This window comes from Bacillus sp. OxB-1, from assembly GCF_000829195.1.
GTDB lineage: Bacteria > Bacillota > Bacilli > Bacillales_A > Planococcaceae > Sporosarcina.
This window is the reverse complement of record NZ_AP013294.1, coordinates 1,700,156-1,719,933: the sequence shown is the minus strand read 5'-3', so window position 1 is coordinate 1,719,933 and position 19,778 is coordinate 1,700,156. Positions and strand designations below refer to the sequence as shown.

The window sequence follows — 19,778 nt, the reverse complement described above, 5'->3', positions numbered from 1 at the left end:
CACCCCGGCGACGAACTCATATACCCCCGGAGATTTCTGACACACCCAGGCGAAACTCGCACACCTTCGGACGGAACTCGCACACCCCGGCGACGAACTCATATACCCCCGGAGATTTCTGACACACCCAGGCGAAACTCGCACACCTTCGGGCGGAACTCGCACACCCTGGCGACGAACTCATGCACCCCGGGAGATTTCTGACACACCCTGGCGAAACTGACACACCTTCGGACGGAACTCGCACACCCTGGTGACGAACTCATATACCCCGGGAGATTTCTGACACACCTTGGTGAAACTCGCACACCCTCGGACGGAACTCGCACACCCTGGCGCTGAACTCATATACCCCAGAAGAATTCTGGCACACCCAGGCGGAACTCGCACACCCTGGCGACGAACTCATGCACCCCGGGAGATTTCTGACACACCCTGGCGAAACTCGCACACCTTCCGACGGAACTCGCACACCCTGGTGACGAACTCATATACCCCGGGAGATTTCTGACACACCTTGGCGAAACTCGCACACCTTCCGACGGAACTCGCACACCCTGGTGACGAACTCATGCACCCCGGGAGAACTCTGACAAACCCAGGCGCTGAACTCATTCACCCCGTTAGATTTCTCACACACCCGCTCCTTTACTTCTCCTTTGCAGCAGTTCCCTGATTGCTCGCCCTCCCCCAGTCCTTATTTGCACTTCTAACCTCTTTCCTTGCACCCCCTACTAGTTTCCTTGCACTCCCTACTAGTTTCCTTGCATTCGATGCCGATTTGCTTACACCCTCCTTGCCTTTCTTTGCAAATCAAGCAGCGAAGGGCTTGATTCGCCTTAACTTCTGCGAACTTTGCAGAAATTAAGGCACCTGAAATGGACTGCATTAAAAACAGTGCCTGGCGTCTGGCCGAAAAGGCATTCGGCTGGAAAATTATTATCAATCCAGAATTTCTCAGCTTTCTAAACAATGAAAAAGCGCAGAGTGTCGGTTATTCGACATTCTGCGCTATATGTATTCATTATTTTGTTGCAGAGGCTACGGAGTTGACGCCCGAGATGCGTTTTGCCCCAATGTAACGGCTGCCCCAATAATAAGGATCGTCCAATTGGTCGACACGCGTACCACGGGAAGTGGATGCGTGTGCAAATTTGCCATCTCCTATGTAGATCCCTACGTGAGAAACCCCTTTACCCGATGTATTGAAGAATACGAGATCTCCTGTTTCCAGATCGGCTTTTTTCACCGCGGTTCCGGATGCGTACATGCCGGAAGATGTGCGTGCCAGGTCGATTCCATTTTGTTTGAATACGTACGATACGTAGCCGGAGCAGTCGAATCCGCTCGTTGTCGTCCCGCCGTATACGTATTTGATGCCGGTTAGGCTAGTTGCCGTTTTTGAAATCGCTTCCGATTTGGAAGTCGACGCTTCAGCTTGTCCAGTGAATGGTGCGACGAATAATAGTAATGCCATTACAAAGATTGTAATCGTTTTTTTCATTGTAAATGTAAGTTTCATGTGTTCCCCCATTGGCTTAATTTATATGTAAAAAACCATCTGCAACAACCTTACCATGTTTCAGAACGACTCAATATTACATTTATGTAACAAAGCCGTTACGAATAAATCGATTGTCTCATTTATTTGAAATATTGTAATAGAAATTGAGGTTTGCGCCCGTCGAATAAAGGGAATATAAGAGGAATGCTAAAATAGAATGGAGGCTATGTGCGTGAAAAATGAAGGTCATTTTCCAGGCCGCCTGAAAAAACCAGTTCATGCAGAGAATCAGTCGACCGAGGAAACGCCGCCGAGTTTTGGGATAAAGCAATCCGACTCCGTCCCCACTTCCCGGAACAGGGAATTGAAGCGGGATGATCATCTCCCGCCGGCAGCCGGTGAATATGAACGATACCGTCCCAATGAGGAGCCCGCTTCCCCATCCACTCGCGCCCCATTGAGCATCGTCGAGAATGGGCGGGATCCGGACGAAACGGACACCAACTCCCCAACGTCCCCGAACTTGGAACAGAAGTGATTCCTGCCGCCAACCACTGTATCTTTGACCACACGACAATCGCTGGATCCTAATCCATAAAAACGCGAAAAGACTGCCTCCACCGGGAAGCAGTCTTTTCATATGCTTACAATTCCAGATCCGTTATGACAATGAAATCTTCATGCTTCAATAAGTTCGTGATCGGCCATTCCAGCGTCACTTCGCCTTCCACCAATTTGGTGATGGCATCCCGCTTTTTCTCGCCGAAAGCAAGCAAGATCAGTTTTTTCGCCCGCATGATCGACGTGATGCCCATCGTCAAGGCCGTTTCCGGAATTTTTTCGTCATTCTCGAAATATTGGCTGTTGACGCCCAATGTCGATTCCGTCAATTGTGCCACATGCGTGACCGACTCGAACGGCGTACCTGGCTCATTGAATGCGATATGGCCGTTCTCCCCGACACCCAGCAACTGGATGTCAAGCGGATGTTTCACCAGCAGATCCTCGTATGCCTGGCATTCCGCGTCCAAGTCTTCTGCCATTCCGTCCGGTATGTTCGTCTCTTTGAATTTCTTTTTATTGAATAAATGAGCTTTCATAAAATATGCATAACTATTCGGGCTATCAGCTGCGATTCCGACATACTCATCCAAATTGAATGAAGTTACGTTGCTGAAGTCCAAATCGGAATCCGTCCACATTTTATAGACGGGGATCATGGTGCTTCCTGTCGCCAGCCCAAGCACGTTCAGTCGGCCGTTCTCCAGTTCTTCCCTGACGATTTCAAATACACGCTCCGCCCCCTGTTCGGGGTTTTCCACTTTAATCAGCTGCATGTTTTCCATTCTCTCCAACCTACTTCCACTTAGGATTTCACCACATTGCTAATTGTAATTTCCATAAACAGTATGGTCAACAATTTTTCTTTTAATTTTTTAATTAATTCCCTTGGCACTAGTGTTCTTTATCCCGAATTGCTTGCTTCCAAACATTTCAGTCCAGCAAATCATTTTGTCAAAACGATGAAGAGCGAGTGAACGAATTGTGAAGTTCACACTGTTTGAATGAAACCTAGGGAATCCCCTAATTCCCTAATCGTCCCAGAGGATTATGATGATAGTAAGAAACCGAACACTTAACGAAACGGAGGGTACACAATGGGCAAACGAAAACCGACACCGCCACATTCCGATCGAGGTCCATCTGAAATCAGTTTGAAAGGGACTTTCATCGCGGTCATGTTGCTTGGTGTTTTCATCCTACTATCTTGGTTCGCTTCTTACGCACTCTTTTTATCTAGATAATATATGTCAGGAGGGTACTCTATGCATCTGCATAAATATGAAAAAGTATGGCTTGCATTCGGAATGGGCTCCCTTGCCCTATTCCTCCTTATTATCGGGTTTGCTGCATTTTGGAAAGGAACCCACCCGCAAAGTCATATTGAAACGATCGATCCGAACAACGTCGAAGCCCACGAAGAATTCAAACCTGAAAATTTGGGGCTCCGGGAAGTGGCGGATGGAAAATATAAAGTGAATATCGTCGCATCGGCTTTCAACTACGATATGGGAAGGGATGCAGAAGACAATGCGGTCCGGAAGATCCGGGTGCCCAAAGGCTCAACGGTCCTCTTCCAAATCACTACGAAGGACGTCGTCCACGGCTTCCAGGTTGCAGGGACGAATGTCAATATGATGGTTGAACCGGGCCATATCAGCCGCTTCGAGGCGGTTATGAAAAAGAACGGCGAATTTACAATCGTATGTAATGAATACTGCGGCATCGGGCATCATCAGATGTTCGGTACAGTGGAGGTGTATGAATGATGGTAGCCAACCAATTGCCACTCTCTAAAAAACAATCGCGATTATACATGTCCTTCATGTATGTCACCTATATTTCCCTTCTGGTCGGCGGCTTGATGGGTCTCTTGCAGACCTTGGTGCGATCAGGAAGGTTCACACTGCCTTTCAATATCGATTATTATACGATCTTGACAGTGCACGGCGTCATTCTCGGACTTGTCTTGACTACGTTTTTCATCATCGGATTCCAATTCTCCTTAATGGGGAAAACGGTCGGTATTTCAGATAAACAGATGAAAGTCGCCTGGATTTCCTTCTGGACGATGCTCGTCGGGACCGTTATGGCTGCCATCACGATTCTGGTCGGCGAGGCGTCCGTCTTGTATACGTTCTACGCTCCGTTGCGGGCACACCCCGCGTTCTATTTCGGTCTTGCGCTGGTCATCGTCGGAAGCTGGGTTGCGGCGTTCGTCAACTTCCGCCAGCTGTATGTTTGGAAGAAGGCGCATAAAGGGCAGAAATCACCGCTTCTTGCCTTCATGGTGACGATCAATATGTTAATGTGGTTCATCGCGTCATTGGGAGTCGCTTCCTCGGTGTTGATCCAATTCATCCCTTGGTCGCTCGGATATGCGGAGACGATCAATGTCCTAATGAGCCGTACGTTGTTCTGGTATTTCGGCCACCCGCTCGTCTATTTCTGGCTGTTGCCGGCTTACATGGCATGGTATGCGATCATTCCGAAAATTATCGGCGGAAAATTATTCAGTGATTCTCTCGCTAGATTGTCATTCATCTTATTATTGATGTTCTCCATTCCGGTCGGTTTCCACCACCAGCTCACCGAGCCCGGCATCGACCCGACATGGAAATTCATCCAAGTTGTGCTGACATTCATGGTTGTCATTCCGACATTGATGACGGCTTTCTCGATTTTTGCCACATTTGAAACGACTGGACGGAAAAAAGGGTATACGAGCCTGTTCGGCTGGTTCAAGAAACTGCCGTGGAAAGATGTCCGTTTCCTTGCGCCATTCATCGGGATGGTCGCTTTCATTCCGGGCGGGGCCGGCGGGATCATCAACGCTTCCCACCAGATGAACGCGCTTATCCATAATACGATCTGGGTCACCGGTCACTTCCATTTGACCGTAGCCACTACGGTCATCCTGACGTTCTTCGGTATCTCGTACTGGCTGATCCCGCATTTGACAGGCAGACGATTGACTCCGAAACTCAACAAACTGGGCATCATCCAGTCCATCATCTGGACAATCGGGATGACGATCATGTCGACGTCCATGCACATCCAAGGCTTGCTTGGCGGGCCGCGCCGTTCCAACTACTCTGAATATGCGGGCGGCGAGCAGGTGCAGACATGGATCAGCTACCAGCTTTCCCAAGCCATCGGCGGAACAATCTTGTTCATCGGCATCATCTTGATGGTGTATATCTTCATTCAACTTGCCTTCTTTGCGCCACGCGGTGTGGAGGAATATCCGATTGCCGAGGAGGAGGAAGATGCGGATCCGACTCCGAAAGTGCTCGAGAATTGGTATCTCTGGATCGGTGTCACCATTGCGCTCATCCTGTTCGCGTACACAATTCCGGTCTTCGACATCCTGAAACACTCTCCTCCGGGCTCGTCACCATTCGACTGGCCAATCGGAAGATAAGGTATGACAAAACCCTCCCAGGGGCATCCGCTCCTGGGAGGGTTTTTCGTGCAGGCGGAAGTTCGTTGCACCCGAATGCCGGTTGCTTGCACTCACCTGATGTTTCATTGCATTCATTCGACCGTTGCTTGCGCTCGGCATCCACTTGCTTGCACTCGCCGGAACTTTACTTGCAAACCGGGACTTCCCGACTCACTTTCGCACTTCATTGCAACGATTGGGTTTCATTGGCCACCCGTTCAACAGCCTCAGCGACGTTTTGGTGGACTTGCGGGTCGAGCGGATGAGGAACCAGATCCCCCGGTTTCGTCGTCTCGACGATGGCCAAGGCGGCTGCGATAAGCATCGGATAGGTGATCGCCTTTGCCTGCGCGTTCAGGGCACCGCGGAAAATGCCTGGGAAGCCAAGGACATTATTCACTTGGCGACCGTCCGCCGCAAAAGCCGCCCCCGCCTCAAGTGCTACTTCCGGTTTGATTTCCGCATTCGGATTGGACAACGCCAAGATGATCTGCCCTTTCTGCACCATTTCAGGTCGAATCAACCCCGCAACGCCTGTCGTCGCTATGACAATATCGCAAGTTTCCATCAGCTCTTCCAGCGAACCGAGGACGTTGCCGCCGTAATGCTTCATCCGTTCGAGCGCCGCCTCATTGCGGTCGACCCCATGCATTTCCCGGACACCATATTCCATAAGCATCCGGCTAATGGCCAGCCCCGCCGCGCCCAAGCCGACTTGTCCGACAACGGAACCGCTGAGCTCCACACCCGTTTGGTTACAGGCGGACAAGACAGAAGCGAGTGTCACAACTGCCGTGCCATGCTGGTCGTCATGCATGACAGGAATCGGGAGTTCCGCTTTCAGCCGCTCTTCGATCTCGAAACAATGGGGCGATCCGATATCTTCCAATAAAATCCCGCCAAACCCTTTATGGATATGCTTCACTGTCTTGACCACTTCGTCCGGATCGCTCGTATCGAGCAGAATCGGGATGCCGCTGATACCCGCGAACTGGTCGAACAGGACAGCCTTCCCTTCCATCACAGGCATTCCCGCAACCGGACCGATATTGCCGAGACCTAGAATGGCGGTGCCGTCCGTCACGATGGCGACAGAGTTCGAGATACCCGTGAAATAATCGGCTTGGGATGGATCGTTTTTTATCACTTCGCAAACATTGGCGACGCCAGGGGTGTACACTCTCCGCAAATCGCCGAGTGACCGGATTTCCATCCGGCCTTTCATCTGGATTTTGCCCCCTTCATGCGCTTGCAGCACATCGTCCGTCACGGCGAGCACATGAATGCCGTCGCCGATTGCATTGATTGCATCGACGATCTGTTTCAAATTCTCTTCATCTTCGCATTGGATGGAAATGTCCCGCAAGGTGGAAAGGGTGCCGACTTTGATTGTCTGGATGTCGCCGATATCGCCTTTCCATTGCGCGATTGCCGTGGCCACTTTTGCTAAATTGCCGGGGATGGAAGGAGTTTCGATAATCAGGTTTCGCATAAACTGACTCAGTTCCATATCTCTGCCTCCTCGTTTCGCATTCGTTGTCCCACCATTGTACACACGGAAAAAAAGGGTGACAAGAAATCGTACCACTACGATACGTCATGTACCCTCAAACATCATTTTCTATTCATTTTGATCTACGGTTGCATCTTGCACGGGAAGTTTTCCACCCGTGTCTTCCAAAAGTTTATCGATTTCGTCGGCGGGGAGCGGTCTGCTGAAATAATAGCCCTGGATCTTCGTGCAGCCCAACTGCTTTAAACGGATCCATTGCTCCTCGGTTTCCACCCCTTCCGCAATAACGGAAAGTCCGAGCATCTTAGCTAATCGGATGATTGTTTGGACAATGGCAGAACTTTTCGGATCAATTGTCAAATCCACGATGAATTGGCGGTCGATTTTAATTTCTTGGACCGAAAAATGTTGTAAATAAATAAATGCGGAATATCCTGTTCCGAAATCATCGATGGAAATGTCAAATCCGAGGTCGACCAATTGCTTGATTCTCTGCTTGACGGCTACTTGGTCTTGCAATGCGACGTTCTCTGTAATCTCCAGTTTCAGCCGATTCATTTCAATTCCCGATTCATTGGCACACTTGATCAGATAATCAGGAAGAGTATGATGCAGAAAATGGCGCGGTGACAAATTGATGGATACTTTCAAATGGCCCCGGCCTTCATCTTCCCATCTACGCAGTTGGGTGAACGCTTCTTTAATGACCCATTCCCCGATCGGCAAGATCAACCCGGTCGATTCGGCAAGGTCGATAAAGTCCCCCGGATAGATCAACCCCCGTTCCGGATGCTTCCAACGGATGAGCGCTTCAAACCCTTTCAACTCCCCCGTTTCCCCATCGACTTGCGGTTGGTAGAAGAGACGGAATTCGTTAAGATCCAGACCTTTTCGAAGGTTGATTTCCGATAGCATCATTTCCTTCATGGTCGTATGCATGCCCGGCTTATAGACCCGGCCCGCTTTACGAGTCTTGTTCTTCCTTCCCGATTGCAATGCGACATGGGCCGTCTGCAGCCCCTCTTTCGCGGTCTGTACATGTTCCGGATAATAGGAGACTCCATAACTGAAGGTCAAGTAGACTTCATGACCTCCGATGTGCATCGGCCTCCTGATTTCATCCGCCAATCGATCCATGAACAAGGTGGCTGTTTCGGCAGCATACCCATGGGGAATAAAAACAATGAAATGGTCGAATCCGATGCGTGCGGTGATGGCAGGAGCCGGGAATAAGGACCGCAAGCGCCTCGCCGTTTCCTTCAAAACTTCGTCTCCCCCATCATGGCCTAGGACTCCCTGGATTTCTGTAAATTGATCAAGGATCAGGTAGAGGAAGACGCCTTGTCCATGAGGCGATAGGTTCGGCAGCAACTCTTCCACATTTCTAAGGAAGGCATGCTGATTGTCAAGGCTGGTTAGCGGGTCGGTGTAGGCCAGCGTATGTATATGCTCCTCTATTTCAATCCGGTAGATCCGGTCGAAAATAAAAGCGACCATGTCTGCCAAAGCTGAAATAATCACTTGATCAAAAACTGACCATTCCCGCTTTTCGGTCGTTTCACAACATAAGACACCGCCAATCCCCCTGCTTAGAATGATAGGAGCATCCAACATGGATTGAGTAGCCGGATCATAGTACCCTTTTTGATACAATTCCTTTGTAGCCGGATCGGTTGTCACATCTTTCACCATTAGCGTCCGGCCCTGTTGAACCGCCTCGAAATATGTAGGCACATCTTGTTGGGATAGGCATTTTCCGGAAGATTGTTCTTGACGCGTGGCATCGTAGAAATTCCGCGCAGTCAGGATGGTCCTCTTTTCATTGAACAGCCTGATTCCGACTCGCTCACATGCCATCACTTCGGCAATCTGCTGACAAATCTCTTCCAGCGTGTGCTTGATCGACTCCCGGGTGAGCTTCAGCTGTTTGGCATGAGAATAGAGCAATTGCTGCTGGTGACGAATTTTTTCCAGCGTCGTATTGATTGTTTCAATTGAACGTTCCATTAGATCAGCACCTCCCTTTTCAGCCTGTTCAATTCTATTATATCGGCATTTTTTTAGCATATTTTAGTGATTCTATCGGCCACTAATTCAATTAATGGATTGGGAGTTAGTGTTTTTAATTCGTGAAATGTTAGGTGCTCTATAACAAATTCCGTTTTTTCCTAAACAGGACACGTCGATTATTTACTATTTCCCCTGTTCCACATTCCTCTAGCCAATCTTCAAAACACCGATAGCGCGGAACGAGCCGTTTTGCACATTGTTCATGAAACTAGCGGGCCCTGACTTCCTGTTTCACTCATGTGAATCTCTTCGAAGAATAAGCCTTTCTCCCATGATTTTCTCTCTGCCTAGGAGAAATTGTCGAAATTTATCGTTTCACAGAGAATACCATAATTGATACGAAATATCTATACGTTTTTTCAAACATTCACAATACAATTGACCTACTCGGATTGGATTAGGTTTCATAGACGTTTTTACTTTATAGATTTATAATGAACCTATTGCTGAACGTCTATTTTTTAAGGAGCTGTGACTACTTTGTCTTTTCAGAAAAACTTTATAATCGGCTTGATGCTTTTCGCCTTGTTTCTTGGAGCCGGTAATATTATATTTCCACCATTGCTCGGCCAAATGGCAGGGGATGAATTATTTATTGCCATGATCGGCTTTCTCATCACCGGGGTTGGCCTGCCCCTCTTGGCAGTCCTGTCCATCGCTAACGCGGGCGGCGGATTGCAGACCATTGCAGGACGTGTCCATCCCCTTTTCGGTATCATTTTCACGATGATTGTCTACATGGCGATCGGCCCGTTCTTCGGTATCCCCCGGACAGCCACCGTCTCATTCGAAATTGGAGTCGTACCCTTTTTGCCGGAAACGGTTGTTTCCTCCAATTGGCCGCTCGTCATTTTCACCGTCATCTTTTTCCTGATTACAGTGGCGCTTGCACTGAACCCGGCTAAGCTTGTCGACCGGATCGGTAAATGGTTGACACCTGTTCTTTTTATCGTGATCGGGGCGTTAGCTGTCAAAAGCATCATCTCACCGATCGGGGACATCGGACAACCGCAGGGTGATTTCGTAAACCAACCCTTTTTCCGGAGCTTCGTGGAAGGTTATTTGACGATGGATGTCATCGCCGCCTTAGTTTTCGGAATTGTCGTGATTAACGCACTAAAAGCGGAAGGTGTGACGGAGAGGCGTCCCGTCCTGAAGGCCATGGTTATCGCGGGCAGTATCGCAGCGGCCGGATTGGCATTCGTCTATATTTCTCTCGGTTATATCGGGGCGACGAGTGTGGAAGCCTTCGGGGTTCAACGTAACGGAGGCGCTGTGCTGGCTCTTGCTTCCAATGTGTTATACGGGCAGTACGGTTCCATTATTCTTGCCGTTACGATTATTTTCGCGTGTCTGACTACGTCCATCGGTCTCGTCTCCGCATGTGCACAGTATTTCAAGGAACTTTTTCCTAGCACGTCTTACAAGCTTTTCGTGTTGATCTTTGCGGGTTTCAGTACGGTAATCGCCAATGTCGGTTTGACGCAGCTCATTTCTTTTTCCATTCCAGTGCTGCTCATGATCTACCCACTGGCAATTGTCTTGATGCTCCTGTCGTTTATTGACAAATCCTTCAACAGACAGCCGATTGTCTACGTACTTGCTTTGCTGGCAACGGCAGTCGTCAGTATCTTCGATGGACTCCGGGGAGCGGACATTGATGTCAAGCCGGTCACCTCCATACTTTCCCACCTCCCGTTATACGAGCAGCAGATCGGATGGCTCGTGCCTGCCATCATTGGTGCACTGATCGGTGTCTTGATTGGAAAATTGACGAAACAGAAACATACCATTTGAAAAATGAAATCGAAAAAGCTGCCGTAGGATGATACCGCGGCAGCTTTTTCGTCATGTAATGATTTCGAGATGCGTCGTATTTATTATATTTATAAAACTGTAACACAAATGTAACCCTATGTAACATTGTAGTATTTCTTGTAAACTATTAAAATAGAAGAAAAGGGTTTGTCGTTTGAAAGGGGAATTGAGATGAAAAAGAAGGCTTTTTCGGTATTGGCTTCCGTCTCGCTGGCGACCTTGATCGCTGCGGGAAGCGCGCAGGCTTCAACGGATACCCATGTCGTCAAACCGGGGGATACGCTTTGGAAAATCGCATCGCAGCATAAATTGACCGTGGATGAATTGAAAAGCATGAATAACCTGGCCTCGGATTCTATTAAGATCGATCAAAAGCTGGTCGTTTCACCGAAACAGGCAACTACCAAGAAACCGGCGGCAGCGAAGCAGACCAATTCAGTAGGACAAGCCATAAGCAAAGATAAAACCGCGACGTCGTCCATCAATTCGTGGACGAAAGCGCCTGCGAAACCGGCAAGCCCGCAAGTGAACGATTCAAAACCGCCTGCTCAACAAGCCCCGGCGGCACCATCGAATGGCGTCTTAGCCGCGGCAGTCGACGTCTCCATGCCGCTCCTCGGCACACCGTATGTATGGGCGGGCGCGACGGAAGAGGGCTTCGATTGCAGCGGGTTCATTTATTATGTCTTCAATCAAGCCGGACTTGCCCTTCCCCGCCTTGACACGATCGGCATGTTCAACCAATCGACGGCAGTCGAGCAACCGGTTCCCGGGGACCTAGTCTTCTTCGAAAATACCTACCGGGAAGGCATCTCCCACGCTGGAATCTATTTGGGAGACGGAAAGTTCATCCACGCCGGAACGAAGCAAGTGGAAATTTCCTCCGTCGATTATCCCTATTGGCAGGAAAAACTTGTCGGCTATAAGCGATTCAATCAAATCAAATAGCGAAGACAAACTTTTCCGAAATAGTAAAATACCGCTCGGCGACAACAGCCGGGCGGTGTTTTTTTGCATTTTCATGACAGGTTTTCCTATTTTGGAAGCTCTCCAGTGCTATTGTGACCTCAGAGATTCAAACAACCGTTCATACGCAATTCATAATAGTCCAGGAGTTGTATAGGTGACGGTCACCTCTTCAACCGCTGGGCGGATGCACCCTTGTCACTAAGCCGTTTGTACGGTACACTTGGTACAGGAACTTGTAAGAAATACCTTATTCCGGAGATGAATGGAATGTTGAAAGACGATCGTTATATAAATTACAATGCAGCCGGTTTCCGCCAAGATTTGATTGCGGGGGTCACTGTAGGTATCGTGGCCATTCCGCTTGGGATGGCTTTTGCAATTGCCTCGGGAGTGAAGCCGGAGTACGGACTTTACACTACCGTCATTGCCGGTCTCCTGGTCGCTTTGTTCGGGGGTTCCCGGTTTCAGATTGCAGGGCCTACCGGCGCATTCATCCCCATCCTGCTCGGAGTCGTGCTCCAATACGGCTATGAAGACCTTCTTATCGCCGGGTTGCTGGCCGGCGTCTTTCTCGTCATCATGAGTTTTCTCGGTATCAGTAATTTAATTCATTTCGTTCCGAAGTCGGTCACGATCGGATTTACATCCGGGATTGCCATCATCATTTTCACCGGTCAGATCGGAAATTTCCTTGGGCTGACCGGACTGGAACAGAAGGAATTTTTCCATGAAAATATGATTGGTCTATTCCGAAACCTGCATATGATCAATTGGTTCAGTGTCCTGACCGCGCTCATCGGCTTATCGGTCATTCTCGTGTTGCCGCGGATTGCACCGAAAGTTCCGCTGCTGCTCGTTGCGCTGCTCGTCCCGACGCTCCTTTCGATCTTTTTATTTCCAGGAAAGGTAGAAACAATCGGGACCGCCTTTGGAGGGATTCCCAAAACGCTTCCCAGCTTTTCATTCCCGGACATCACTTTGTCCAAACTGGTCAATCTTTGGCAGCCTGCCCTCGTTATCGCGGCGTTGGGCGCCATCGAGTCCCTGTTATCCGGTGTTGTTGCGGATGGCATGAAACCGGAAGTGCCGAAACATAATTCCAAGCGGGAACTGTTCGGCCAAGGAATCGCCAATATCGTTACACCGCTGTTCGGCGGGATTCCAGCCACTGGAGCGATTGCACGGACGGCGACGAATATCCGGTCCGGGGCCGTCAGCCCGGTTTCGGGTGTGACACAAAGCCTTTTCGTTCTCGCTTTCCTGTTGCTTTTCGCACCGTACGCTTCCTATATCCCGCTCGCCGCGATGGCACCGATTCTCATGTATGTCGCCTGGAATATGAGCGCCCGCCAAGCGTTCGTCCATATCCTGTCTATTCGCTCGAGCGATTCGATCGTTTTAGTGACGACATTCCTGCTGACGATCTTTGTCAACTTGACCATCGCTGTACAAGTCGGGATTCTCCTGGCAGCTATGTCTTTCTTGCGTAAAATGAGCGGCAAACTAAGCATTAAAGAAGGCAAACCATCCGAAGTGGAATTGGTGAAATTCGGAGGCGGCAATCCGGAAGCCATCCAAAAATATATTATCGACGGACCTATATTTTTCGGCACCGCCAAAGTGTTCGAAGACCAGCTCCCTGCTCTGTTACAAACGAAGGCGAAGCGGATGATCCTCGATCTGGAGCACCTATCCGTCATTGATGCAACCGGCGAAGCCGCCCTTTCCGCATTGCTCGATGATGCCAAAAAAGCTGGCATCCAGATTATCGTCAAACGGCTCCCGAAAGAGAAGATCCCGATTTTCAAAAAAAGCGGCCTTTACGATAAAGTCGGGGAAGGGAACTTCTTTATGTGAAGGGAGAGAGAGGAATGGTAGGTGCCTATGTTCCCATACTAAAGCAGGTCCACCCCTTCCCGGATGGACCTGCTTTTCATTTCACGATCGCAGCTTTTCGAGGGGCTTCTTCAAGCGGCCGCTTTTTTGAATGAACCAAACAAGGACGATGATCGCCATTCCGTCGTAATCCGGTCCGTTCTTTTACTTCAGCCGAATAATGTCGTCAGCACCGTATCATAGGCCCCCAATGTCCGGTCGATTTCCTTGTCGCCGTGAACGGTCGCCATGCTGTAGCGGTTCAGCGGTTTCGTGTAAATGCCGTGCGCCAATAAATGATAGTCGACTTCTTTTCGTACCTTGAAATTGGCCGCTGCTTGCAAATCTCGATAATTCAAGATGCTATTTTGTTCCGTGACGACGAGGTTGAAAATGGACCCTTCCCCGACCGGCAAAGCCCCCACCCCTTTGGCGGCAAATAAATCAGTGATCCCTCTTTTCAGACGATCCGTGTTCCGTAAAACGGCTGCCATCTCCTGCTCCAGCAACTCGATTGTCGCAAGGCCCGCCGCCAGGATTGTCGGATGCCCGTTGTATGTACCACTATGGAAAAGGACATCCTGGGCGCGGGATTTCTTGCTTTGGCTGCTGTCAAATACATCCGATGCCGCGGACGGAGCGCTGATTTCCATGACCTCTTTCTTTCCCCCGACCATTCCGATCGGAAAGCCGCCTCCGACCACTTTGCCAAGCGTCGTCAGATCCGGCCGGATACCATACAGTTCCTGGGCTCCTCCCAGCCCTATGCGGAAACCGGTTTTCACCTCGTCGAAAATGAGCAGCATCCCTAACTCGGCAGTCAACTTGCGGAGATTCCCGACAAACGACTGCTCCGCAGGAATGAACCCGCTTTGAATCGGTTCCATGATGACAGCTGCAATCTCACTTTGGCGCTTGGTCAAGATTTCCTTCGTTTCGTCCCATTGATTGAAGGGCAGAACGACGGTATGCTCGGCGTGGTGCGAATGAATGCCCTTGGATTCCGGCACGGCGGTCGGATTGCTTAGGGGACCGGCAAGATCTAAGGGCGGATTGACACTGAGCAGCATCTGATCATAGCCGCCATGGTAATGCCCCTCGAACTTGGCGATCTTCGGCTTCCCCGTGTACGCATGGGCCAGCCGGGTGGCGAGCAACGTCGCTTCCGTCCCGGAATTCGTGTAGCGCACCTTTTCCACGCTTGGATAGAGCTGCCGGATCTTCTCTCCCATCGTTAGTTCCAATTCATGCGGCGTTCCGAATAAATACGTGCCATCCCGCGCCAATTGGGCTTGGATCGCTTCGGTAATCTTCGGATGTCCATGCCCTGTAATCGAGGCACCATAGGACAGCAGATAATCGATGTATTCATTGCCATCAACATCCGTCAAATACGCGCCCGCCCCGGATTTCATCACAATGGGATACGGTTCGAAAAATTTAATATTCGCAGTCACGCCCCCTGGCATCACTTGTCTCGCCCTCCGGGATATTGCGTAAGAAGTCGGCGTCTTCTTCTTGAATGCTTCCATTCCCGAAACATTCTTCATCTGCATCGGCAGCCCCACCTATCCCAATTTGTAAGTACCTATCCCATTTATATGAAAGGTGGTGGGCGATTATCACTCTGCGGAGGGCGGGGCGGTGGGCGTTGAGAGGTGGAGTGGTAGCGTTTCGAGGTTTGAGAGGAATGTTGTGCTGTTCTTTGGAAACGTTTAGAAATGGAAGTCGAACGTTTCGAGGCTCGGGGATAATGTTGAGAGGCGGTTGAAGCGTTGATAGGTTTGTAGGAAACGTTTTGAGGTTGAAGAAATATGTTTCGTAGTTGGCGGACATCGTTGGGAGGTTCGAGATATATGTTTCGAACGATAGAACGTTTCGAGGTTGGAGGAAAACATTTCGAGGTAGGCGGACAATGTGGAGAAGTTCCCTGGAAGTATTGAAAGGTCGGACTTAAATGTTTCGAAGTTCAGCCAAAACGTTGAGAGGTGGCGAAAACGTTGAGAGGTTGAGCCATAATGTTTTGAAGTTGGAGAAATGCGTTTCGAAGTTGGGCTGTTTCGCTGGGTGGTTTCGGATAATCGTTTCGGACTGGAAAACGTTTCGGACTGGAAAACGTTGAAAGGTTGAAGAAGTTCATTTCAAAATCGGGAGAAAACAACAAAAAGTTCAAAGAGATAATGTTTCAAATCTCTTTTCAATCAAAATAAAACCCCGCCCTCCAGCACAAGTGCCAAAGAATGGGGTCCCCCAAAAAATCACAGTTTCCATTTCCATCTCGCATACGCTGCCAGCATGAGGAAGTTGATGGCGGCGCTGATGACGGTGCCGTAGGCGATGGCCGTTGCGCCATGCGAGTCGATCATCAGATAGATGACGGCGAGGTTGATGCCGAACACGCTGATCAGGCTGAAGATGACGGGGGTCATCGAGTTGCCTTTCGCATAATAAAACCGGGTGACATACGTCGTGGCGGCCAGGAAGAACATGGACCAGTTGAAAGCTTGGAACACCGGTGTCGTCGCCATGATTTCCTCGTATCCGAATTCCCCACGGCCATAGACAAGTGAAATGATCGGCTCGGCGAAGAAATAGGCGATCAAGGTCGCAGGCACAAACAGCGCAACCATGTAAAGCAGCCCCTTTTTATAGAGAGCCCGCACCGTTTTGTCATCCCCCTCCCCTTCCTTCTTGCTGAGGAGCGGATAGACGACCGTCGTCACAGCGGTCATCATGATCGCTTGCGGGAACGCGCTCAGCTTGGAGGCGTAGTTGACGACAGAGATGGCTCCCCCTTCGAGCGTCGCTGCTGCAATCCGGTAAATGACGTTGTAAAATTGCAGCGAGGCGCCGCCGAATAGGATTGGCAAAGCGATGACCCATAGTCGCTTGATATCGTCGGACATTTCAAATGATGGCTTCAATGAATAGAATTGCGCTTTCCGCAGTCCCGCGTAGAGGAAGATTCCCATGAGCAATGCGGAGACTAGCGCACCGATTCCATAAGCTTGGACGCCGAACGTACCCGTCAAGGCGACGGCAATGCCGACAAAAGCGGCATTGTAGAGGAGGATCGCCATGCTCGACAAGTTGAACTTGCCGTTGATGTTGAATATCCCACTCATCCACGTCGATAGCACGAGGACGATGGTGGAAGGCATCATCCAAAGGTATAGTTCCCGAGTCAACGTGAATTCCTCTTCATTCAAATCTTTAAAAAATGTATTCAGCACCGGGTCTGTCAACAAAAGTAAAACGACTGTAATTCCGACGGCTGCAAGGAGAACTGTTCCGAAAGCCTTCCGGACGTATTCCCCTTTATCGGATTTAGACGAATGATAGACAGAGATGAAGGCCGTTGTCAGAGCCCCTCCTACCACTAAATAGATGAAATTCGGGATGGTATACGCCGTGAAAATAGCGTTCGCAGGATCTGTTGTTCCATACTCATCCGCGATGGCCACTTCACGGAGAAAGCCGAAGAGCCGCGCTATAATATTGATGACCGCGACGGCCCCGATGATTTTCATGAATTTATTCACGGGTCCCATCCTTCCCGACAGCTTCATAAATCGAAAATAAATTATGTAAGATCCTGTCATATGAATGCAGTTCGACGGTTTCTTTCATCTTGTTTTCATCGATATGTGCCGAACTGTGGTCCAATGCTTTCCGCAAGCCATCCGCTAACGAATCCGGCTGCTTCGGCTGCACGAGAATCCCGGCTTGATTTGCCAATAGATAAGAAAGGCCTCCGACATCCGTTCCGACTACTGTCGTCCCGGCAGCCATCGCTTCCAGTGCGACCAGGCCGAACCCTTCATGATGCGACGGCAATGCGAGCACATCGGCGGCGGCCATCCATCTTGCCAATACGGACTGACTCAGCGGGCCCTTGAACTGGACATCTTTAATCGATTGAGTTTCAATGAATTGCCGTAACTCGGCTGTAAAGTTTTCATCCTTCTGTGAACCGGCAATGAACAGCACGGTATTCGGAAATTCCGGTTTTATCTTTCCGAACGCCTCGGCGAGTTCCAGCAATCCTTTCGCCCTGATGACGTTGCCGACGAACAGGATGATGCGCTTGTCCTTCGGGAATCCAAGCGTCTCCTTCGCCTCCGGTTTCAGAATCGGCTTGAATACGTCCGTATCAACGCCCATGCTAATCAGATGGACGCGGTTCTCCGGAACGCCGAACTTGCCGATGACATCTGTCCGTAATTTTTCCCCGACGACAATGACAGCTTCTGCTTGTTGCAGAATCGATTTCGTCATTTTGGCGATGCGTGCACTTCTTGCGGCCATCTTATCGATATCCCCGCCGTGCACCGTGACGACAAAGGGCAAGCCGAGCCACTTCTTTCCGATCAATGAAAGGAGCCCTGTCGGAAAGGCATAATGGGCATGCGTCATAGAAAGCTTCTTTTTATGCTTCAGCAAATAGGCCAGCGAGCGGAAAAACCAACCGGCGTACTTTTGCAACGTTTTGAATTTCCCTTTCCCTGGCTCCTCGATGGCAACGACGGCGACATCGAGTCCCGCTGATTTCAGCAGAGCGACCTGGTTTTTGACGAAAATGCCGTACGTCGGATGGTCGGACGACGGGTACATATTGCTGAATACTACAATTTTCTGCATAATTCATTCATCCCATCTTTTTTGAGCTGCCAATAGATTGGCATTACACATTGCATCATTTTAACATATTTCCGGACGGAACGCTTTTCCGGTAGAATCTAGCAACTTCGTATTTTCATAACCGTCTTTCCTTCGGCACTCTTCTCCACCTTTTATACTCTTTTTCCATCAGTAAAAAACGCCACCTACAAGGCTTTTGGCACCCTGTCGATGGCGATATTATAATGTTCTCAATTCTAGCATAGTTCCTTGTAATGGTTTTGTAATGTAACTGTAACCGACTTGACCGTATTGCTATGCTAATATGTTCTCAGATAAAGCACATCGCAAGTATATGTGCGAAAGGGGAATTTGAGAACCGTATGAAACGATTGTTGTTTTTTGTCATGGCAAGTTTGATCATCTCATCGTCGCTACCATCGATGGCTTCCGCAAATTCTACGACTTCGCTCGTAAGTACTGCGAAATCCTATATAGGCGTGCCTTATTCTTATGGAGGGACAACCACTTCCGGTTTCGACTGCTCAGGGTTTATCCAATATGTATTCAAAAAAGAAGGCAAATCGCTGCCCCGCACTACTGGGCAACAGTATAATATGGGAAAAGCTGTTGCGAAAAGTGCTTTGCAAACTGGTGATCTCGTATTCTTCAATACGAGCGGCCGCGGCGTATCACATGTCGGCATCTACATCGGAGCGAACAACTTCATCCACGCTTCCACTAGTAAAGGGGTCATGATTTCATCCATTCACGATCCTTACTATTGGGGCAAGCGCTATATCGGTGCTCGCCGAGTGACGGACCTCACTCCGGAAAAAGTAGTAGCAGCTGCCGATACAGTGAAAAAAGTAAAATATGCAACTCGTGCTGAAATTGCTGAAACGATTGTCAAAGAAGTCGGATTACCTATCCCCGATGGACAAGATGTATTCTCAGATGTTCCAGCTGATCACCCACAAGCCGACGCAATCAGAGCTGTGGCGGAAGCTGGTATTTTTTCGGGCAACAACGGGGAATTCAATCCGGACGGTCTCTTGACTCGAGCACAAATGGCAAAAGTCCTTGTCGAAACATTCGACATGGCAGGTACATCCGATGCCAACTTCAAAGATGTGCCAAGCGACCACTGGGCAACGGAGTATATCAATACTCTCGCCCACAACAATGTCACTTCAGGTTATGGCGATGGCAATTACGGCCTGAATGACAATGTAACGGCTGCGCAACTCCAAAAGTTCATGAAAAAAATTGAAGCACAATGACCCAAAACTGGATGTTCCGCTTACCACGGGCATCCGGTTTTTTATATTCCACGCCTCTCCGATAGAAGTTCAGAAGTCTAAGGAATGCAAGAGTGGCGCCATTCTCTATCATTCTACAAA

At 49.5% G+C, this 19,778-nt stretch carries 15 protein-coding genes; 8 read left to right on the top strand and 7 right to left on the bottom strand.

What is annotated here, in order from left to right; genetic code table 11:
• Positions 1 to 1,024: 1,024 nt before the first annotated feature.
• On the bottom strand, positions 1,025 to 1,522 hold the full coding sequence (locus tag OXB_RS08445) for a C40 family peptidase (RefSeq protein ID WP_041073419.1): 498 nt from the start codon (positions 1,520 to 1,522) through the stop codon (positions 1,025 to 1,027).
• 214 nt (positions 1,523 to 1,736) lie between these two features.
• Between OXB_RS08445 and OXB_RS08440 the strand changes: the two genes are divergently transcribed.
• Positions 1,737 to 2,042 carry a hypothetical protein gene (locus OXB_RS08440; protein WP_041073417.1) on the top strand — a complete coding sequence of 102 codons (306 nt, stop codon included), beginning with the start codon at positions 1,737 to 1,739 and terminating at the stop codon, positions 2,040 to 2,042.
• A 106-nt stretch (positions 2,043 to 2,148) separates the two neighbouring features.
• Here the strand turns inward: OXB_RS08440 and OXB_RS08435 are convergent, their stop codons facing one another.
• On the bottom strand, positions 2,149 to 2,841 hold the full coding sequence (locus tag OXB_RS08435; protein ID WP_041076515.1) for a glucosamine-6-phosphate deaminase: 693 nt from the start codon (positions 2,839 to 2,841) through the stop codon (positions 2,149 to 2,151).
• Positions 2,842 to 3,162: 321 nt separating this feature from the next.
• On the opposite strand from OXB_RS08435, the gene OXB_RS18655 reads away from it, so the two are divergent.
• The 3 genes from OXB_RS18655 to OXB_RS08425 are packed head-to-tail and all read left to right on the top strand — an operon-like array spanning position 3,163 to position 5,489.
• Positions 3,163 to 3,309, top strand: a complete 147-nt coding sequence (locus tag OXB_RS18655) for a cytochrome c oxidase subunit 2A (RefSeq protein WP_144399669.1) — start codon at positions 3,163 to 3,165, stop codon at positions 3,307 to 3,309.
• Between the two features lie 21 nt (positions 3,310 to 3,330).
• Positions 3,331 to 3,834 (top strand): cytochrome c oxidase subunit II, encoded by a 504-nt coding sequence (locus tag OXB_RS08430; protein WP_041073415.1) that lies wholly within the window; start codon positions 3,331 to 3,333, stop codon positions 3,832 to 3,834.
• A complete protein-coding gene (locus OXB_RS08425; RefSeq protein WP_041076513.1) occupies positions 3,834 to 5,489 on the top strand; it encodes a b(o/a)3-type cytochrome-c oxidase subunit 1 in 1,656 nt (551 codons plus the stop codon). Before OXB_RS08430 ends, OXB_RS08425 begins: the two co-directional genes overlap by 1 nt.
• A 205-nt stretch (positions 5,490 to 5,694) precedes the next feature.
• Here OXB_RS08425 and OXB_RS08420 read toward each other — a convergent pair whose 3' ends face one another.
• Both OXB_RS08420 and OXB_RS08415 read right to left on the bottom strand, forming a co-directional pair.
• A complete protein-coding gene (locus OXB_RS08420; protein WP_041073413.1) occupies positions 5,695 to 7,020 on the bottom strand; it encodes an NAD-dependent malic enzyme in 1,326 nt (441 codons plus the stop codon).
• Positions 7,021 to 7,131: 111 nt separating this feature from the next.
• On the bottom strand, positions 7,132 to 9,030 hold the full coding sequence (locus tag OXB_RS08415) for a sensor domain-containing phosphodiesterase (RefSeq protein WP_041073411.1): 1,899 nt from the start codon (positions 9,028 to 9,030) through the stop codon (positions 7,132 to 7,134).
• A 534-nt stretch (positions 9,031 to 9,564) separates the two neighbouring features.
• On the opposite strand from OXB_RS08415, the gene brnQ reads away from it, so the two are divergent.
• From brnQ to OXB_RS08400, 3 genes are all read left to right on the top strand, one after another.
• Complete coding sequence (gene brnQ / locus OXB_RS08410; protein WP_041073410.1) at positions 9,565 to 10,890, top strand: branched-chain amino acid transport system II carrier protein; 1,326 nt, start codon at positions 9,565 to 9,567, stop codon at positions 10,888 to 10,890.
• A 192-nt stretch (positions 10,891 to 11,082) separates the two neighbouring features.
• Positions 11,083 to 11,859 (top strand): C40 family peptidase, encoded by a 777-nt coding sequence (locus OXB_RS08405; protein WP_041073407.1) that lies wholly within the window; start codon positions 11,083 to 11,085, stop codon positions 11,857 to 11,859.
• A 288-nt stretch (positions 11,860 to 12,147) separates the two neighbouring features.
• The gene (locus tag OXB_RS08400; RefSeq protein WP_041073405.1) at positions 12,148 to 13,737 is read left to right on the top strand and encodes a SulP family inorganic anion transporter; all 1,590 of its coding nucleotides are present in this window, start codon (positions 12,148 to 12,150) and stop codon (positions 13,735 to 13,737) included.
• 188 nt (positions 13,738 to 13,925) lie between these two features.
• On the opposite strand, the gene OXB_RS08395 is transcribed toward OXB_RS08400, so the two are convergent.
• The 3 genes from OXB_RS08395 to OXB_RS08385 all read right to left on the bottom strand — a co-directional run bounded on the left by OXB_RS08395 (position 13,926) and on the right by OXB_RS08385 (position 18,396).
• Positions 13,926 to 15,311, bottom strand: a complete 1,386-nt coding sequence (locus OXB_RS08395) for an aspartate aminotransferase family protein (protein ID WP_041073403.1) — start codon at positions 15,309 to 15,311, stop codon at positions 13,926 to 13,928.
• A gap of 702 nt (positions 15,312 to 16,013) precedes the next feature.
• Positions 16,014 to 17,306: a murein biosynthesis integral membrane protein MurJ gene (gene murJ, locus OXB_RS08390; protein ID WP_231860377.1), complete on the bottom strand. Its 1,293-nt coding sequence runs from the start codon at positions 17,304 to 17,306 to the stop codon at positions 16,014 to 16,016.
• On the bottom strand, positions 17,290 to 18,396 hold the full coding sequence (locus OXB_RS08385; protein ID WP_041073400.1) for a glycosyltransferase: 1,107 nt from the start codon (positions 18,394 to 18,396) through the stop codon (positions 17,290 to 17,292). Before OXB_RS08385 ends, murJ begins: the two co-directional genes overlap by 17 nt.
• 362 nt (positions 18,397 to 18,758) lie before the next feature.
• On the opposite strand from OXB_RS08385, the gene OXB_RS08380 reads away from it, so the two are divergent.
• Positions 18,759 to 19,658, top strand: a complete 900-nt coding sequence (locus OXB_RS08380; RefSeq protein ID WP_041073398.1) for a C40 family peptidase — start codon at positions 18,759 to 18,761, stop codon at positions 19,656 to 19,658.
• The last annotated feature ends 120 nt before the right edge of the window (positions 19,659 to 19,778 follow it).